This is a genomic window from Arthrobacter sp. NPDC080031 (assembly GCF_040702485.1).
In the GTDB taxonomy this organism is placed as follows: domain Bacteria; phylum Actinomycetota; class Actinomycetes; order Actinomycetales; family Micrococcaceae; genus Arthrobacter.
The window spans coordinates 336915-353334 of sequence record NZ_JBFBLA010000001.1 but is presented as its reverse complement, the minus strand read 5'-3'; the positions used below and the strand labels follow the sequence as shown (position 1 = coordinate 353334).

The 16420-nt window shown below is 65.0% G+C and carries 18 protein-coding genes; 13 read left to right on the top strand and 5 right to left on the bottom strand.

The features are described from left to right. The first annotated feature begins 33 nt into the window (after window positions 1-33). The 5 genes from AB0323_RS01630 to AB0323_RS01610 all read left to right on the top strand — a co-directional run bounded on the left by AB0323_RS01630 (window position 34) and on the right by AB0323_RS01610 (window position 5588). On the top strand, window positions 34-825 hold the full coding sequence (locus AB0323_RS01630; protein ID WP_366175823.1) for an ABC transporter ATP-binding protein: 792 nt from the start codon (window positions 34-36) through the stop codon (window positions 823-825). Continuing rightward, the gene (locus tag AB0323_RS01625) at window positions 807-2378 is read left to right on the top strand and encodes a transporter (RefSeq protein ID WP_366175822.1); all 1572 of its coding nucleotides are present in this window, start codon (window positions 807-809) and stop codon (window positions 2376-2378) included. Before AB0323_RS01630 ends, AB0323_RS01625 begins: the two co-directional genes overlap by 19 nt. A 93-nt stretch (window positions 2379-2471) precedes the next feature. After that, window positions 2472-3254, top strand: coding sequence for a glucosamine-6-phosphate deaminase (gene nagB / locus AB0323_RS01620; protein WP_366175821.1), 783 nt, complete (start codon window positions 2472-2474; stop codon window positions 3252-3254). Window positions 3255-3290: 36 nt separating this feature from the next. Continuing rightward, window positions 3291-3629: a DUF3039 domain-containing protein gene (locus AB0323_RS01615; protein ID WP_364533593.1), complete on the top strand. Its 339-nt coding sequence runs from the start codon at window positions 3291-3293 to the stop codon at window positions 3627-3629. A gap of 180 nt (window positions 3630-3809) precedes the next feature. Then, the gene (locus AB0323_RS01610) at window positions 3810-5588 is read left to right on the top strand and encodes a DEAD/DEAH box helicase (protein ID WP_364533596.1); all 1779 of its coding nucleotides are present in this window, start codon (window positions 3810-3812) and stop codon (window positions 5586-5588) included. A 25-nt stretch (window positions 5589-5613) separates the two neighbouring features. Here the strand turns inward: AB0323_RS01610 and AB0323_RS01605 are convergent, their stop codons facing one another. Together AB0323_RS01605 and AB0323_RS01600 are read right to left on the bottom strand one after the other, a co-directional pair. Further along, window positions 5614-6240 (bottom strand): isochorismatase family protein, encoded by a 627-nt coding sequence (locus AB0323_RS01605; RefSeq protein ID WP_366175820.1) that lies wholly within the window; start codon window positions 6238-6240, stop codon window positions 5614-5616. After that, window positions 6241-7569, bottom strand: coding sequence for a nicotinate phosphoribosyltransferase (locus AB0323_RS01600; RefSeq protein ID WP_366175819.1), 1329 nt, complete (start codon window positions 7567-7569; stop codon window positions 6241-6243). Between the two features lie 233 nt (window positions 7570-7802). Here AB0323_RS01600 and clpS point away from each other — a divergent pair, with 233 nt between their 5' ends. The 6 genes from clpS (at window position 7803) to rdgB (ending at window position 12215) form a co-directional block, all read left to right on the top strand. Next, complete coding sequence (gene clpS / locus AB0323_RS01595) at window positions 7803-8213, top strand: ATP-dependent Clp protease adapter ClpS (RefSeq protein ID WP_364533604.1); 411 nt, start codon at window positions 7803-7805, stop codon at window positions 8211-8213. Next, on the top strand, window positions 8206-8772 hold the full coding sequence (locus AB0323_RS01590; protein ID WP_234747793.1) for a DUF2017 domain-containing protein: 567 nt from the start codon (window positions 8206-8208) through the stop codon (window positions 8770-8772). Before clpS ends, AB0323_RS01590 begins: the two co-directional genes overlap by 8 nt. A 103-nt stretch (window positions 8773-8875) precedes the next feature. Further along, window positions 8876-9946 carry a glutamate racemase gene (gene murI / locus AB0323_RS01585; RefSeq protein WP_366175818.1) on the top strand — a complete coding sequence of 357 codons (1071 nt, stop codon included), beginning with the start codon at window positions 8876-8878 and terminating at the stop codon, window positions 9944-9946. Further along, on the top strand, window positions 9943-10740 hold the full coding sequence (locus tag AB0323_RS01580; RefSeq protein WP_366175817.1) for an MBL fold metallo-hydrolase: 798 nt from the start codon (window positions 9943-9945) through the stop codon (window positions 10738-10740). The genes murI and AB0323_RS01580 overlap by 4 nt, the downstream gene beginning before the upstream one ends. Window positions 10741-10809: 69 nt before the next feature. Beyond that, entirely contained in the window at window positions 10810-11568 is a 759-nt protein-coding gene (gene rph / locus AB0323_RS01575) for a ribonuclease PH (RefSeq protein ID WP_078108499.1), read from the top strand. Between the two features lie 8 nt (window positions 11569-11576). Then, window positions 11577-12215: an RdgB/HAM1 family non-canonical purine NTP pyrophosphatase gene (gene rdgB / locus AB0323_RS01570; protein ID WP_364533821.1), complete on the top strand. Its 639-nt coding sequence runs from the start codon at window positions 11577-11579 to the stop codon at window positions 12213-12215. A 60-nt stretch (window positions 12216-12275) separates the two neighbouring features. Here rdgB and AB0323_RS01565 read toward each other — a convergent pair whose 3' ends face one another. After that, complete coding sequence (locus AB0323_RS01565) at window positions 12276-13037, bottom strand: VTT domain-containing protein (RefSeq protein WP_366175878.1); 762 nt, start codon at window positions 13035-13037, stop codon at window positions 12276-12278. 173 nt (window positions 13038-13210) lie between these two features. On the opposite strand from AB0323_RS01565, the gene AB0323_RS01560 reads away from it, so the two are divergent. Together AB0323_RS01560 and AB0323_RS01555 are read left to right on the top strand one after the other, a co-directional pair. Further along, window positions 13211-14446, top strand: a complete 1236-nt coding sequence (locus AB0323_RS01560; protein WP_366175877.1) for an MFS transporter — start codon at window positions 13211-13213, stop codon at window positions 14444-14446. Between the two features lie 66 nt (window positions 14447-14512). Further along, a complete protein-coding gene (locus tag AB0323_RS01555; RefSeq protein WP_366175816.1) occupies window positions 14513-14701 on the top strand; it encodes a hypothetical protein in 189 nt (62 codons plus the stop codon). A 57-nt stretch (window positions 14702-14758) separates the two neighbouring features. Here the strand turns inward: AB0323_RS01555 and AB0323_RS01550 are convergent, their stop codons facing one another. Further along, window positions 14759-15676 (bottom strand): NAD(P)H-hydrate dehydratase, encoded by a 918-nt coding sequence (locus tag AB0323_RS01550; protein WP_366175876.1) that lies wholly within the window; start codon window positions 15674-15676, stop codon window positions 14759-14761. Next, window positions 15660-16382, bottom strand: coding sequence for a histidine phosphatase family protein (locus AB0323_RS01545; RefSeq protein ID WP_366175875.1), 723 nt, complete (start codon window positions 16380-16382; stop codon window positions 15660-15662). The genes AB0323_RS01550 and AB0323_RS01545 overlap by 17 nt, the downstream gene beginning before the upstream one ends. Between the last annotated feature and the right edge of the window lie 38 nt (window positions 16383-16420).

The window sequence follows — 16420 nt, the reverse complement described above, 5'->3', positions numbered from 1 at the left end:
TGCTGGAAGCGTCCCCGGGGCTAGGCTGGCTGCATGACTGTCCCGCTTCCCGGTTCTCCTCCTGCCTCCCGCGTGCCTGCCTTGGCCCTGCGCGGACTTGCGAAACGCTTCGGCGGCAAGATCGCCGTCGACGGCATCAGCCTGGACGTGCCGCCCGGCTCCTTCTACGGGGTCGTTGGTCCCAACGGGGCGGGTAAGACGACGACGTTGTCCATGGCCACCGGGCTGCTGCGGCCGGATTTCGGGACGGCCTACATCCACGGCGTGGACGTGTGGGCGAAACCGCTTGAGGCCAAGAAGCTGATGGGGATACTGCCCGACGGCGTCCGCCTTTTCGACCGCTTGACGGGTGAACAGCTGGTCACCTACGCCGGCTTGCTTCGGGGCATGGACAGGGACGTCGTAGCCCACAGGGTGGGAGAACTGATGGCCGCGCTCGACCTGAGCGGCGACGCCGGCACCCTCGTGGTGGACTACTCCGCCGGCATGACAAAGAAGATTGCCCTTGCCTCGGCGCTCATCCATGCGCCCAGGCTGCTGGTGCTGGACGAGCCCTTTGAGTCCGTGGATCCCGTGTCGGCAGCCAACATCCGGGGAATTCTTGACAACTACGTTGGCTCGGGAGGGACGGTCATCGTCTCAAGCCACGTCATGGACCTCGTGCAGCGCATGTGCGACCACGTGGCGGTAGTGGCTGCAGGCAGGGTCCTCGCCGCCGGAACCGTGGACGAGGTCCGCGGCGGTGCCACCCTCGAGGACCGTTTTGTGCAGCTGGTGGGCGGCGGAAACCAGGCGGGGGGCTTGGAATGGTTGCGCACCTTCTGAGCCTGAAGTGGCGGCTCCTGCTGAACGGGCTCCGACGCAGCCCCGGCCAGCTTGTGGGAATCGCGATCGGTGGGCTCTATGCGCTGGGAGTCGTCGCGACCCTCGCGGGGACGCTCATCGCCCTGCGATGGGCCGACCCCGGGACGGCCCACACCGCCGTCGTCCTTGGGGGCGCCGCCGCGATCCTGGCCTGGGCTGTGGTGCCCCTGATGGCCTCGGCCGCGGACATGACCCTCGACCCCTCCCGCTTCACGACCTCCGCGATCCCCATGCGCCAACTGCTGGCCGGGCTTGCCCTTGCCGGATTCATCGGAGTGCCGGGGTTGTCCACGATGCTCGTGGCGCTGTTCACCGCGGCAACATGGTGGCGTAGCGTGCCGGCGGTGCATGGCGCCCTGCTGGGTGCGGTCGTGGGCGTGCTGAGCTGCGTGGTCCTGTCCAAAGTGGTTACGACGGCGACGGCCAGCCTCGCATCCTCCCGCCGTTTCAAGGATGTGAGCAGCATTGTGGTCTTTGTGCCGCTCGTGCTGATGGGACCGATCGTGGCCGGGGTCTTCGGGGGAGTGTCCGGTTCCACCGGCTATCTCCCCGAACTCGCCCGGACGCTCTCCTGGACTCCGCTCGGAGCTGCCTGGTCCCTTGGTGGCGATCTGGCGTCGGGAGATGTTGTTGCCGCCGGCTTGAAGGCCCTGATCGCCCTCTCCACTGTCCTCGTGTTGTTTGCCGCCTGGAATGCCCTGCTCAAGCGGGCGCTGGTCACTCCGCCATATTCCGGCGGGTCGGGAAAACGCGGCGGGAAACTTGGCTTGTTCGGACTGCTGCCGGCAACTCCCACCGGGGCCATCGCGGCGCGCGCCCTCAGCTACTGGATCCGCGATCCGCGCTACGCGGCTTCGCTGATCGTGGTCCCGTTGTTGCCTGTGATCTTCCTGTTCCAGTCCGCGCAGTCCGGAAGCTACGCCATGCTGGTGATCCTGGGGCCAATGGCTGCCTTTATCCTCGCATGGTCCATCGCCGCAGATGTTTCCTATGACAACACCGCCTTTGCCTTGCATCTGGCCACCGGGGTCCGCGGCATCCATGACCGGCTTGGCAGGGCCTTGTCCTGCCTGGTATTCGCCCTCCCGGTGGTGTTGATCTTCGGGGTCGGGCCTTTTTTCCTGACGGGAGAATGGGCCTGGTTGCCCGGTGTAATGGGCCTTTCCCTGGGGGTGCTGTTCACAGGCCTGGGCCTGGCCTCCATCGTGTCGGCGCGGTACACGTCCAGTGTCCCGTTGCCCGGTGACAGCCCGTTCAAGAAGCCGCCGGGAAACGTTGCCCAGACGCTGGCGGTCCAGTTCGGGGGAATGGCGGTGCTTTTCCTCCTGGTCCTTCCTGAACTTGTCTTGGTGATTGTCCAGTCCGTCACAGGCGATCCGCTGTGGGGATGGATCAACCTCGCTATTGGTACGGTTCTTGGGTTGGGCTTGTTCGTGTCGGGTGTCCGGATCGGCGGACGCTGGCTTGACCGGCGCGGGCCGGAGCTCTTCGAGCAATTGAGCGTCAATCGTTGATTCCATGAGCAACAATGACAAGTTATGGGACATGGGATAACCTCAAGTTTGAACCAGTCGAACCGGGAAACACAGCTAGAAAGGTCGTGGACGATGGAAGTTGTCATCCTTCCGGGAAGCAAGCAGATCGGGGCGCTTGCCGCGGATGCCATCGAGGCCCTGCTCCTCCGAAAGCCGAACGCCGTCCTGGGCGTTGCCACAGGGTCCTCTCCGCTCCCTGTCTATGACGAACTGGCGCGCCGCCACCAGGAAAGAGGCCTTGACTTCAGCCAGGCACACGCCTTCGCCCTTGATGAATACGTCGGGCTCGAACCCGGGCACCCGGAGTCGTACCGCGAAGTCATCCGCCGTGAATTCACGGACCGGGTCAATATCGACCCCGCCAACGTCCACAGTCCTGACGGTACCGCCGCCGACCTTCCTGCGGCCTGCCAAGCGTACGAGGACTCCATCCGGGCACTGGGCGGCGTTGACCTGCAGATCCTTGGGGTGGGGACGGACGGGCACATCGGTTTCAACGAGCCGGGCTCCTCGCTCGCTTCGCGGACCCGGATCAAGACGCTGATCGAGCAGACCCGCAAGGACAATGCGCGATTCTTCAAGAGCATCGACGACGTTCCGCACCACGTCGTGACCCAGGGACTCGGAACCATCATGGATGCCCGGCACGTCATTCTGATTGCCACGGGGGCCCAGAAAGCCCAGGCGGTCAAGGACTTCGTCGAGGGGCCGGTGGCAGCCATCTGCGCGGCATCGGTGCTGCAGATGCACCAGCACGCCACCATCCTGATCGATGAGGCTGCGGCGTCCTCGCTCAAGCTCGCCGACTACTATCGCCACACCTATGACAACAAGCCGAAATGGCAGAGCATCTGACGCGGTGCATCTGATCGCGAAGCTTCAGCGGCTAAGATGGATGCCATGACGACGCTGCCTCCGGACCCATTCGAAAACGATCCCATGCGCGAGCTTTCCGGAGCCGGAACTTCCACTGCAACCATTGAGCGCGAGGAAGTGCGCCAGGAAGTGGAACCCGGTGACCGGGAGCGTTTCTCGCACTATGTCCGCAAGGAAAAGATCATGGAGTCCGCCCTGACAGGCGAACCCGTGATTGCTCTGTGCGGCAAAGTGTGGACCCCTGGCCGGGACCCGCAGAAGTTCCCGGTCTGCCCCGAGTGCAAAGAAATCTATGAAGGACTTCGCCCCGGCAACGACGGCGGAGACAAAGGCGGCTCGGGCAACTCCAAGTAGCGAGTAGGCCCCAGTAGTCGGGTAATTCCTGGTAGTAGGCGGGGGAGCGCTTTCCCCTGCCTGTTTGCTGCCCTGCGTGATTCGGCGCATCCGGAACAGATTGGTGTTTTTTGTGGTTATTTGGGTTTCGCTGGCTGCAGCGGCCTTGCTTGGAATCGTTGCTGGTCGAGGGGAATCCGCGTGACTGAAACACTCTTCGGCGGCCCGGCGCTGCCTCCGGCCTATCCGGAACGCGCAGCCTGGGGAACGGCCCCGAAGCTGCGCGCCTGGCAGCAGGAAGCGCTCGACCTGTACCTGAATGCCAGCCCGCGCGATTTTCTCGCCGTAGCAACGCCGGGAGCAGGCAAGACCACCTTCGCACTGCGGATTGCGTCAATGCTCCTCGACAGTGGCACGGTGAACCGGGTGACGATCGTCGCTCCTACCGACCACCTGAAACGGCAGTGGGCGGACGCCGCGGCCAGGGTGGGCATTGCCATCGATCCGAACTTCAAGAATTCCGACGGCCAGCACGGCAGGGGCTTCGTCGGCGTCGCGGTGACCTATGCGCAAGTGGCCAGCAAGCCCATGCTCCACCGGGCCAAGACCGAGGCCGCCCGCACGCTGGTCATCCTCGATGAAATCCACCACGGTGGCGAAGCGTTGTCCTGGGGCGACGGATTGCGCGAGGCCTTCGATCCCGCTGCGCGGCGCCTGGCCCTGACGGGCACGCCTTTCCGGTCCGACACCTCTCCCATCCCATTCGTCGAATACGCCGAAGACCGCGACGGCATCCGCCGCTCGAAGGCGGACTACACCTACGGTTACGGCAATGCCTTGCGGGACCACGTTGTCCGTCCCGTGTTGTTCATGGCGTATTCGGGCCAGATGCGTTGGCGGACCAGCGCGGGAGACGAAATGGCGGCGTCCCTCGGCGAGGCTGCCGTCACCAAGGACATCACCTCCCAGGCGTGGCGTACCGCGCTGAATCCGAGCGGGGAATGGATCCCCGCCGTTCTTGCCGCCGCCGACAAGCGCCTCAGCGAGGTGCGGCGTACCGTGCCCGACGCCGGCGGACTGGTGATTGCCACCGATCACGACGACGCCCGCGCGTACGCCGGCCAGCTCAAGAAGATCACGGGCCAGTCGCCCACGGTGATCTTGTCCGATGATTCCAAGGCTTCGCACAAAATCGAGGAGTTCACCGCCAGCGACAAGCGCTGGATGGTGGCCGTCCGCATGGTGTCCGAAGGCGTTGACGTCCCCAGGCTTTCGGTGGGCGTCTACGCGACGTCCACGTCCACGCCGCTGTTCTTCGCCCAAGCCGTGGGCCGATTCGTCCGTGCGCGCAAACGAGGGGAAACGGCGTCGGTCTTTTTGCCGTCCGTGCCGCCCCTGATGGCCTTGGCCAACTCCATGGAAGCCGAGCGCGACCACGCGCTTGACCGGCCTGAGAAGGAAGACCCTGACGGCCTCTTCAACCCCGAAGAGAACCTGATGGCCGAGGCCAACCGCGAAGAGAAGGCCTCGGACTCCCTGGAGAAGGGCAAATTCGAGGCCCTCGATTCCCAGGCATCCTTTGACAGGGTGCTGTTCGACGGCGGCGAATTCGGCACGGGGGCCGACATCGGATCCGAGGACGAGCTTGATTTCCTCGGGATCCCCGGGCTGCTCGACGCCGAACAAGTAGGAACGTTGCTTCGTCAGCGGCAGCATGCTCAGCAGTCGAGGAAGAAGCGCCAATCTCCATTGGCTGCCGCGGCGTCACCCGCGGTCCCGGACCACCGCATGCTGATGGACCTGCGCAATGAGCTCGCAAAAAACGTCGCGGCCTGGTCGGCCCGCACCGGTACTCCGCACGGCGTTGTCCACAATAAGTTGCGCGAGGTGTGTGGCGGTCCGGCAGTCGCGCAGGCAAACGAGGAGCAATTGCAGTCCCGGCTGCGCAAGCTCCAGGATTGGTTCATCGGACGGAAGTAGCTCTGCCTGGCCGGGCTCCCGGTCCTTAGGCCTGACCCAGTTCGACGCCGTTTTCTTCCAGTTCCGCGTAGGTCTGTTCCAGATCCTCCGCGATTCCGGCGGTGAGTTCACCGATAACGGTCACGGAGTAGCCCGCCTGCACCGCGTCCAGTGCCGTGGCCTTGACACAGTAGTCCGTGGCTATTCCCACGACCACCACTTCCTCCACCCCGTGGCTCTGCAGCCAGTCGTCGAGGCCGAGGGCGTCCTCGTCCAGCTCGACGGACGGGACGGCACCGGGAGCGAGTTCACCCATGGGAACTTCGTCTTCGGGTGCCAGGACGCCTTCGAATCCTGAATAGGCCGCGGTGTACTGCCCCTTCCGGAAGTAGGCCTGGATGTACTCGGTGTCGAGATCCGGGTGCAGTTCGGCACCCTTGCTCCCGGCACGGCAATGCGGTGGCCAACTGTCCACGAGGTCCGGTGTTTCCGAAAAATGGCTGCCCGGGTCCACGTGCCAGTCCTGCGTGGCCACGACGTGGTCGAAGTGCTGGCGGTTCGAGTCAAGGTATTCGCTGATAGCGGCAGCCGTGGCGGCGCCACCTTCCACTGCGAGGGACCCGCCCTCGCAGAAATCGTTCTGGACGTCGACGATAATCAGGGCACGGGACATTCAGTCCTCCTCGTAGACGGTGGGGATTGCCGGCTCGCCGCGCTGCAGCCTCCGGACTACCGGGGGGAGTTCGGCCATGGTCGCAGTATGGCGTTCCTGTGCCCGGACCACCCCCTCATGTCCCGTCCAGCCCGGGAGCAGTTCGCCATTCTTGATGAACTGCTGGAGCAGCGGGCGGTCGTTGCCGTCGTCTTCCGGCCGGTGTCCGATGCCCACGATCTCCTGGGTGGCGATGCCGTGTTCGTTGAGTTTGCGAAGGGCGTATTTGCGACCGCCTACGCTGGCCTTGTTTTTGGCAACCTTGGCCACGGGAACGAATTCCCCGGCATCGTTGGTCCGGCTGACCAGCTTGTAGACCATGCTGGCCGTCGGGGCTCCCGATCCTGTGACCAGGGAGGTACCTACGCCGTAAACATCCACCGGCGCCGATTGCAGGGCTGCGATGGCATATTCATCGAGATCCGAGGTGACGACGATCCGGGTGTTGACGTTGCCGAGGTTGTCCAGAAGCTCGCGAACCCATTGTGCCTGGGCCACCAGGTCTCCGGAGTCGAGGCGGACCGCTCCGAGCTGGTCACCCGCGAGTTCGACGGCGGTGCGTACCCCGACCTCGACGTCGTACGTGTCCACCAGAAGCGTCGTTCCCGGTCCGAAGGCGGCGATCTGCGCTTCGAAGGCTTCACGCTCGGTATCGTGCAGGAGCGTGAACGAGTGGGCGGCCGTGCCCACGGTCTTGATGCCGTAACGGCGGCCGGCCTCGAGGTTGGAAGTACTGCCGAAACCGGCGATGACCGCGGCGCGGGCTGCCGCCGTCGCGGATTCCTCCTGCGTGCGCCGGGAGCCCATCTCGATGCACGGCCGGTTGCCGGCCGCGCTGGTCATCCGGGAGGCAGCCGAAGCGATCGCGGTGTCATGGTTGAGCACGGACAAGATATACGTTTCCAGGATGCACGCTTCCGCGAACGTCGATTCGACGATCAGGATGGGAGAGCCGGGGAAGTAGGCCTCGCCCTCCGGATAGCCCCAGATGTCGCCGGAAAACCTGTAGTCGGCGAGGAAGTCCAGGGTCTGCCTGTCAACTACTTTGTGCTGATCGAGGAACGCGAGCTCGGCATCTCCGAAACGGAAGTCCTTGATTCCCTCAAGCAGCCGGCCGGTGCCGGCGACGATGCCGTAGCGGCGTCCGTCGGGCAGGCGGCGGGCGAAGGCCTCGAAGACGGAGCGCCGGTGCGCCGCGCCCGAATGGAGGGCAGCTTCCAGCATGGTCAGCTCATAGTGATCGGTGTACAACGACGTGCGGGGGTGGTCCCAGGCGACGGATCTACTCACGAATTCACTCTAGTCCCCACCGGCTCCCAGGTCTCGCTCCGCTCGACCCGGGCCCCTCGCCGGCGTGGGCCCATCCACCGGCTCCCAGGTCTCGCTCCGCTCGACCCGGGCCCCTCGCCGGCGTGGGCCCATCCACCGGCTCCCAGGTCTCGCTCCGCTCGACCGCCCTTAGCTCGGCCGTCCTTAGCTCGGCCGCCATTAGTTCGCCCGTCCATCACCATTAGAATGGACAGATGACCACTACCGTCGGCCCCGGCACAGCCCCCGGCATCCATACAGCCACCTGCACCGTGACAGACGCAGGCTTAAAGGGAGAAGAACGGACGGACATCTCGGAGCAGTCGTCCACCGACGTCCTCAGCGCTGCTGACATCCCTTGGAACCTGGTTGTCTGGAACGATCCCGTCAATCTCATGAGCTATGTGAGCTACGTGTTCCAGAGCTACTTCGGCTATTCCGAGGCAAAATCCAACAAACTCATGCTCGAGGTCCACAGGAAGGGCCGTTCCATCGTGGCGTACGGTGGCAAGGAACAAGTGGAGCAGCACGCGGTTGCCATGCACGGCTACGGCCTGTGGGCCACCGTTGAAAAGGCAAGCAGCAGCGGCGACGGCCGGGGACGCAAGGGCGGCGCACGTGGCTAAGGCTTTCAAGTACGGACTCAAAGGCATCACCGGCTACCTTGAGCCCGCCGAGCGCGAACTCCTGCGCGGACTCCTGGACGATGTCATTTCAATGCTGGAACCGCAGCTGTCCAGCAACGAAGATCCCCTGACGGCCTTGATCGGCCTGGACATGAACGTCAAGGAACCCTCCGACCGCGCCCTGTTGCGGCTCTTGCCGAACGTCATGAAGAACGACGACGCCGCGTCCCTCGAGTTCCGCCAGCTCACCGAGCGCTCGCTGCGGGAAGGGAAAATCGGCGCGCTTCGGGCCGCCGCGATGGGCCTGGACCGAAACGAACTCGTCCTCACCCCGGAAGAGGCGAAGCTCTGGTCCATGGCCCTCAATGATGTTCGTTTGGTGCTGGCGGAGCGCCTCGACATCCGCGACGAAGCGGATGCCGACCATGTCCATGCCATGCAGGACTGGTCCCAGGCCGAAGACGTCGAGAGCTACCTGGCGCTCGTCTACAACTTCACCACGTGGCTCCAGGAATCGTTGGTCCAGGCCATGATGGCTTCGATGGACCGGAAGTCCTGAGTGAAATTGCCGTGCTTTTGGCCGTTCGTGTGACAAAACAGACACGAGGCCCCCGCCACATGTCATGGCTGCAGCACATGCCTTGGCTTATTCTCTAAGAATCATGAACTCAGCATCGGACCCGGTATCGGAGGGGGAGAGCGCCGCAGCGGCGCCTGAATCCCAGCGCAAGCCGGAAACACTGAACAGCAAAGCACACAACCCCTTGCTGGGATCACGCCCCATCGGTGTCTTCGATTCCGGAGTCGGCGGACTCACCGTGGCACGGTCCATCATTGACCAGTTGCCCCGTGAGTCAATCATCTACGTGGGGGACACAGCCAACGGACCGTACGGGCCGCTCCCCATCGCCGAAGTCCGTGCCAATGCCCTCGGGGTCATGGACGAACTCGTGGACTCCGGCGTGAAACTCCTGACCATCGCCTGCAACTCTGCCTCGGCCGCAGTCTTGCGCGATGCCCGCGAACGCTATACGGCCCGCTACGGGATTCCCGTCATCGAGGTGATCCAGCCCGCCGTCCGCCGGGCGGTCTCCGCCACGAGATCCGGCCGGATCGGCGTGATCGGGACATCGGCCACGGTCGGTTCCCGCGCATACGAGGACACGTTCGCCGCTGCCCCGGACCTGAGCATCACCTCGGTGGCCTGTCCGGAATTCGTGAGTTTCGTGGAGGCCGGCATCACCACCGGTCCCGAACTGCTGGCTGCGGCCCACGAATACCTGGAACCGCTCAGGGATGCCGGTGTGGATACCGTTGTGCTGGGTTGCACGCACTATCCCTTGCTCACCGGTGTGATCTCCTTCGTCATGGGGGAAGACGTCACTCTTGTGTCGAGCGCCGAGGAGACTGCCAAGGACGTCTACCGCGCCCTGGCCACCCACGGGATCCAGCGCACCGATCCCGGCCTGCCCCGGCACGACTTCATGGCCACCGGCGACGCCGCGCAGTTCGAAACCCTGGCCCGCCGTTTCCTCGGCCCGGAGGTCCTCTCCGTGCGCCAGGTGGACCATGTAGCCGCCCAGTACCCGACCGGAAGCCTCGCCCGTATCACCCCGGAAATGCTGGAAGCCGCCCGAGCGGGAGGCCATCATGCGAGGACGTCCAATTTCGTCGACCCTGCAGCGTTCACCGTGAACGAATTCGGCGCGGCCCGCGGGGGCCGCATCCAGTGAAACTGACCATTGTTGGCTGCACGGGTTCCTTCCCCGGTCCCGGCTCTCCGGCGTCGTGCTATCTGCTGACGGCGCACGATGGCGAACGCCAGTGGAAGATCGTCTTGGACCTCGGCAGCGGTGCCCTCGGGGCCATCCAGCGCTACACGGACCTCGAAGATATCGACGCTATCTTCCTGACCCACTTGCACCCCGACCATTGCATGGACCTTTGCGGACTGCACGTCGCCGTCCGCTGGAAGCCGGGCGGCTGGGGACGGGACAGGATCCCCGTCTGGGGTCCCGCCGCGACAGCCGACCGCATGGCCACCGCCTACGGCTTGGAACTGGACCCCGGAATGCATGACGAATTCGACTTCAGCAACTGGAGCGAACGCCAATCCGTGCAGCTCGGACCGTTCACCGTGACGCCGTATGCCGTGAACCACCCGGTGGAGGAGGCCTACGCCTTGCGCGTCGAGGTCACCGAGCCGGACAAAGAAGGCAAAGCGGTGAGCAGGATCCTCACCTACTCGGGAGACACCGACTCATGCCCGGGCCTTGAGGACGCCGCCCGCAACGCCGATCTCTTCCTGTGCGAGGCCGCCTTTGAAGAAGGACGCGACGACGACATCAAGGATGTGCACCTGACCGGCAAGCGCGCGGGCCAGGCAGCGACAGCCGCCGGAGCCCGACGTCTCCTGCTGACCCACATCCCGGTCTGGACGTCGCAGACCAAGGTCATGGCGGAGGCGCGGCCCGAGTTCGCCGGCGATGTCGCCGTCGCGGTTGCCGGAGTCCACTACACGGTCTGAACCCGTAGTCCGGCAGCGCAGTCCGGCTGCGCAGTCCGGCGGGGGCCGGGGGATCGCTAAGCTTGCAGTATGACTTCCGAAGCCACATCTGTCCCCGTCATCCGTGCCGACGGCCGTACGCCCGATCAACTCCGTCCCATCAGCATCACCCGAGGCTGGTCCAAGCAGGCTGAAGGTTCGGCCCTGATCGAATTCGGCAACACCCGGGTACTGTGCACGGCGTCCCTGACCGAGGGCGTCCCGCGCTGGCTCAAAGGCGAAGGCCGCGGCTGGGTCACGGCCGAATACGCCATGCTGCCGAGGGCCACGAACACCCGTTCCGACCGTGAGTCCGTCAAAGGCCGGATCGGCGGACGCACCCACGAGATTTCGCGCCTGATCGGTCGCTCGCTGCGTTCCATCATCGACACCAAGGCCCTGGGCGAGAACACGATCGTGCTGGACTGCGATGTCCTTCAGGCCGACGGCGGCACCCGCACCGCCGCGATCACCGGCGCCTACGTGGCGCTTGCCGAAGCGATCCGCTTCGCCCGCGAGAACAAGATGATCGCCAAGAACGCGCAGCCGCTGATCGACACGATCGCTGCTGTCTCCGTGGGAATCATCGACGGTATCCCGATGCTGGACCTGCCCTACGTCGAGGACGTTCGCGCGGAAACAGACATGAATGTGGTGGTCACGGGCTCGGGCAAGTTCGTGGAAGTCCAGGGCACCGCCGAGGGAGCCCCCTTCGACCGCGATGAACTGAATGCCTTGCTGGACCTTGCCCTCATCGGCACGGGGGAGTTGGCAGCAATCCAGCGCGAGACCCTGGCCGAGGCCCCGTGAGCGAGGCAATTACCGCAACTACGCCGCGGCTCGTTCTCGCCACCCACAACAAGGGGAAACTGCGCGAACTCAGGGAACTCCTCAGGGGGCAGGTGCCAGGACTCGACGTCGATACCCAGGTGATTGACGCCGCTGCCGCCGGAGCTCCCGATGTTGCCGAGACCGGCGTGACGTTTGCCGAGAACTCCCTGCTCAAGGCACGGGCCGTGGCCGAGGCCACGGGCCTGGTGGCGATTGCCGATGACTCGGGGCTGGCCGTGGACGTCCTGGGCGGAGCCCCGGGCATCTTCTCGGCCCGCTGGTCCGGCCGGCACGGCGACGATGCAGCCAATCTGCAGCTCTTGCTGGCGCAGCTCTCCGACGTCCCCGACGCACACCGGGGGGCCGCGTTTGTGTGCGCGGCGGCGCTCGCTGTACCGGCCGCCGTCGACGGCGGGGCGCGCGAGGTGGTCGAGTACGGCCAGCTGGAAGGCACTCTCTTGCGTGAACCGCGCGGCGCTGGTGGATTCGGTTACGACCCCGTGCTCCAGCCGCAGGGGCTGGACCGCAGTTGCGCCGAGCTGAGTTCCGAGGAGAAGAACGCCATCAGCCACCGTGGCAAGGCGTTCAGGGCGCTGCTCCCCGCCATTGTGGACGCCCTGCGCTGAAAAAGAGGTAGGCACCCCGCAAACGAACTGCGGGGTGCCTCGTTCCATACGCCAGTGGGCTTAGCGCTCGCCGTGCTTTCCGGCGTCGTGTCCCTCGATGAACTCTTCGACGGGTTCCGCGCCGCGGTCCGTGGCTTTGCGCTTGGCCAGCAAGCCGCGGATGACCTCGACGGCCACGGGGACTACCGAGATCAGGACGATGACCACGAAGATGATGTCGATGTTCTTGCCGACCCATTCATATTGACCCAACCAAGCGCCCAGGAGCGTGACGCCACCGCCCCAGAGCACCGCCCCGATGACGTTGAAGAGGAAGAACTTGCGCTTGTCCATCTTGGCGACGCCGACAATCACCGGGACGAAAGTGCGGATGATCGGAACGAAGCGGGCCAGGATCAGGGCCTTGCCGCCGTGTTTTTCGAAGAAGGCGTGCGCGCTCTCGACGTTCTCCCGCTTGAACAGCTTGGAATCAGGCTTGTTGAAGATGGCCGGTCCGGCTTTGGAGCCAATAAGGTAGCCCATCTGGTTTCCGATGATCGCGGAAACGATGATCATGGCGCACATCGCCCAAAGGTTGAACTGGATAGCGCCGGTGGCCACGAGCAGGCCCGACGTGAAGAGCATGGAGTCGCCTGGCAGGAAGAAGCCGACCAGCAGCCCGGTCTCGGCGAAGACGATGCCGCACACGAGCAGCACCACCAAGGAACCCAAAGGGGAGTCGCGCAGGAATACATCCGGGTTCAACCAGTCGGGGAGGAGCGCGGACATATGCGGCTGCACCGGTCCTGCACCCACCAAAGCGGATACGGCAAAGTCGTTCATCGCAGAAAGGGTCACCCTTCAAGGGTACGGGACAACCGCCGTCGGGCCCTTGAGAGAGCGGCTGGGGTGTCTGACAGACACTGCCTCCGGTCCCCTGGTGTGGGTAGCGTGGTGGAGGTGGACAGAAACTGAACAGGACTGACGAGGAAGAACTTTTGAAGCAAGAAGCAGCCATATCCAGGACACCGGCGACGGTCGCTGCGGCGTCAGCCCCGGTGTTCCCGTGGGAAGGTCTTCTGATCCTCGCCGCGGCAGGCTTCACCGCCGTCACCACCGAACTCCTCCCGTCGGGGCTGCTGCCGCAGATCAGCCGGGACCTGGGAGTAGACGAATCGGCCGTAGGGTCGCTGACGGCCGCCTATGCGGCAGTCATCGTTTTCACAGCGCTTCCCTTGTCGAGGCTGCTCGGCGGCCGAGTCCCCCGCAAGGCGTTGTTGATCGCCACCGTGCTCGCGTTCGCACTCAGCAACGTGCTGCTGGCGTCCAGCCCGAGCCTGGGATTGGCAGTTGCCGCGAGGCTCCTCGGGGGCGTGGCCCACGGGATGCTCTGGTCCAGCATGGCCCCCTACGTCGCCAGGATCGTTCCAGCGCACTCCGTCGGAAAAGCAATGGCCATGGTCTTTAGCGGTAACAGCATCGCGCTGGCCGTCGGCGCTCCGATCGGCACCCTCATGGGCTCGGTGCTCACCTGGCGCGCTTCTTTCCTTATCCTGGCCGGAGTCGGTGCGGTTCTCGCCTTGTTGGCCGTATGGGTGCTCCCCGCCGCCCCCGACGAGGACGGCAACACGACGCCGACCCTCCGCGGAGCACTGAAGCTGCCCGGCGTGATCGCAGTGGCGACAGCCTGGCCGCTCTTGCTTTTGGGCCACTTCACCCTTTTCACCTACATCGCGCCGTTCCTCCGCGTCTCCGGACTGCCGGATGCCTTCACGAGCATTTCGCTATCCGTGGTGGGGGCCTCCAGCCTCGTGGGGATCTGGATCGCCGGGCTCACTGCCGATTCCCATCCGCGGCGTTCCCTGCTTTCCGCGGTCGCCGTGCTGGTGCTGGCCTTCGGCCTCTTGCCGCTGCTTGGCGGCACATGGCTGGGCGAAATCGTCCTGGTGACCATGTGGGGAATCGCCTTCGGGGCCGTCGGTATCTACAACCAGGCGGCAATCCTTCGCGCCGGCGGCGAGCACAAGGACGCCGCGAACGGCTTGACCGTGGTGACCATTCAACTCGGTATCGCCGTCGGCGCCGGGTATGGCGCTCTGGCCCTGACTGCCGTCGGCGCCCTGTGGGTGCCACTAGCCGCAGCTGTCCCGACGGCGGCGGCGCTCGCAATCATCCTGGCCAGCCGCCGCGGCGGCTACCCCGCCGGTCCCCGGGAGGCACGGTCACAAGCCGAGTTATCCACGAAGCATTGACGCCGGGCTCCGGTGGACTGGGCGACAGCCCTCGACACCGTCCTTCGGCGGGGCTACCTTTGGCGCATGAGCGAAGAGCGTGCACAAGGGCGCCATGAACGGGGCGAGGAAGAAGCAGCCCGGAACAAGACGCCCGACAACGTCGCGGGTGAAAGCATGGGCAGCAAGGTGGACCCGGACTTTATCCCGGATGAAAGCCGTGAAAACCCCGATGAAGAGCGGGCCCGGGAACACCCGGAAGAGACCGGAAGCTAATTCTCCCGCGTGCCCCGAGCGCGTCCATGGTCCCGTTCCCTCGCGTGTTCAGTTCCCTCATGCGTTCAGTTCCATCATGAGGGGCGGCAGTTCGTCTGCAAGTTCCCTGGCGAGGTATCCGGGGCTTCCTTTCCGGCTGGCCAGCCTGTCTCCGGCTGCGGCATGCAGGTACGATCCCCAACAGGCTGCCTGCGCATCTGTTGTTCCGCGGGCCCGGAGTCCGGCGATGGTTCCGGCCAGCACGTCTCCGCTGCCGGAAGTTCCAAGTCCTCCTGAACCGGTGGTGATCTCCCAGCACGTCGTGGCTCCGCTTCCGGTTTCCCGCGGGTCCGCGTTGCGGGGTTGGGCAATGATGCCCTGGCAACTGATCACCGCCTGGTACTTGTCGGAGACTTCGGTGACGTCGTTGCGGATGTCCTCAGGATCGCGCCCGAGGAGCAGCCCCAGTTCAGTCAGGTTCGGAGTCAGGATGAGATGTCCGGCCCAAGGCCGGATATCCGGCAAGAGCCGTTTGAGGATCCCCAACGCGTACGCGTCGAGCACGAGGGTCTGGTCATCGCGAGTCTGTTCCATGCCTAAAAGGTTTCGCAGTAATCGGGCTGTCTCTTCCGGGTCGTCCAGGCCAGGCCCGATGAGCACTGCGTCGGCCGCGTCCAGCTCCGGCTTCAACGCCTCGTGAGCTGTCGAGCGGACGGAGCCGGAGGACGTTTCGGGCAAGCCGATGACTCCCGCCTCAGGCATGGCGACTGCCAATGCCACAGCCACGGATTCGGCAACGGCAAGCGTGAGGCGGCCCGCACCTGCGCGAAGCGCCGAGGTGCCGGCGAGGAGGGCGGCCCCCGGTGTTTTGCGGCTCCCGCCGATGACTAGCACGCTCCCTCGCTCGTGCTTGCCTGAACCCGTTGCCGGCAGTGGCCAGCTCCGCAGGAGGGCGGGGGTCACGGGGGTAGCCGGAAGGTCACCGCGGACGGACATCGGCGTCGCTTCCGTGTTCGGTGAGGGCAACTCCTTGCTCCACGAGATGATCTGCGACGTTGAAGCTCTCCAGTGTCCAGGGGCCGTGACCTTCGGCGCGGACATACCGCGTGAGGGAAGCGTTCAGAACGCTGGTTGTGGCGGCTATAGCCAGGAGCTCCTGTTCGGATAGGCCTTCCAGCAGGTACCTGAACAGCAGGATGACGGCGTCATGGCCGACCACGAGGACCCGTTCTCCTCCGGAGAGCTGTTCAAGATCGGAAAGAAAGCTCCGCAGCCTGAGTACCACGTCGGTCCAGGACTCCCCGCCAGGGGGCCTGTAGTAGAACTTCCCCAACCATCGGCGGCGCATGGCCTCCTCGGGCAGCCTGAGCTCCACACCCTTGGCGGTCAGCGTGTCCAGGATGCCAAGCTCGCGGTCCCTAAGCCGCTCATCCACGACGAGCGGCACCGTCCAGCCCGCCGTCTCTACGATAATTTCCGCGGTACGATGCGCCCGGGTGTACGGGGAGCACCAGATCACGTCCGGGCGCTGGGACGGTGGAAGCCTGCTGAACGAACCACCTAAAGCGGTGGCCTGCTGGTAACCGATCGGTGACAGGTCGACGTCGGCGTCCCGCGCCGGGACGTCAATGACTTCCGCGCCGGACAGTCCGGCCGCCGACGCTGCCAGGTTTCCCAGGCTCTCACCGTGACGGACCAGCATCAGCTCGACGGCTCCACGGCCGGATAGCGCCCGAACGC

Coding starts and splice junctions, on each gene's coding strand:
- AB0323_RS01630 (WP_366175823.1), top strand. CDS start 34: ATGACTGTCCCGCTTCCCGGTTCTCCTCCTGCCTCCCGCGTGCCTGCC.
- AB0323_RS01625 (WP_366175822.1), top strand. CDS start 807: ATGGTTGCGCACCTTCTGAGCCTGAAGTGGCGGCTCCTGCTGAACGGG.
- nagB (WP_366175821.1), top strand. CDS start 2,472: ATGGAAGTTGTCATCCTTCCGGGAAGCAAGCAGATCGGGGCGCTTGCC.
- AB0323_RS01615 (WP_364533593.1), top strand. CDS start 3,291: ATGGATGCCATGACGACGCTGCCTCCGGACCCATTCGAAAACGATCCC.
- AB0323_RS01605 (WP_366175820.1), bottom strand. CDS start 6,240: ATGTCCCGTGCCCTGATTATCGTCGACGTCCAGAACGATTTCTGCGAG.
- clpS (WP_364533604.1), top strand. CDS start 7,803: ATGACCACTACCGTCGGCCCCGGCACAGCCCCCGGCATCCATACAGCC.
- murI (WP_366175818.1), top strand. CDS start 8,876: ATGAACTCAGCATCGGACCCGGTATCGGAGGGGGAGAGCGCCGCAGCG.
- rph (WP_078108499.1), top strand. CDS start 10,810: ATGACTTCCGAAGCCACATCTGTCCCCGTCATCCGTGCCGACGGCCGT.
- AB0323_RS01565 (WP_366175878.1), bottom strand. CDS start 13,037: ATGAACGACTTTGCCGTATCCGCTTTGGTGGGTGCAGGACCGGTGCAG.
- AB0323_RS01555 (WP_366175816.1), top strand. CDS start 14,513: ATGAGCGAAGAGCGTGCACAAGGGCGCCATGAACGGGGCGAGGAAGAA.
- AB0323_RS01550 (WP_366175876.1), bottom strand. CDS start 15,676: ATGTCCGTCCGCGGTGACCTTCCGGCTACCCCCGTGACCCCCGCCCTC.
- AB0323_RS01545 (WP_366175875.1), bottom strand. CDS start 16,382: ATGCTGGTCCGTCACGGTGAGAGCCTGGGAAACCTGGCAGCGTCGGCG.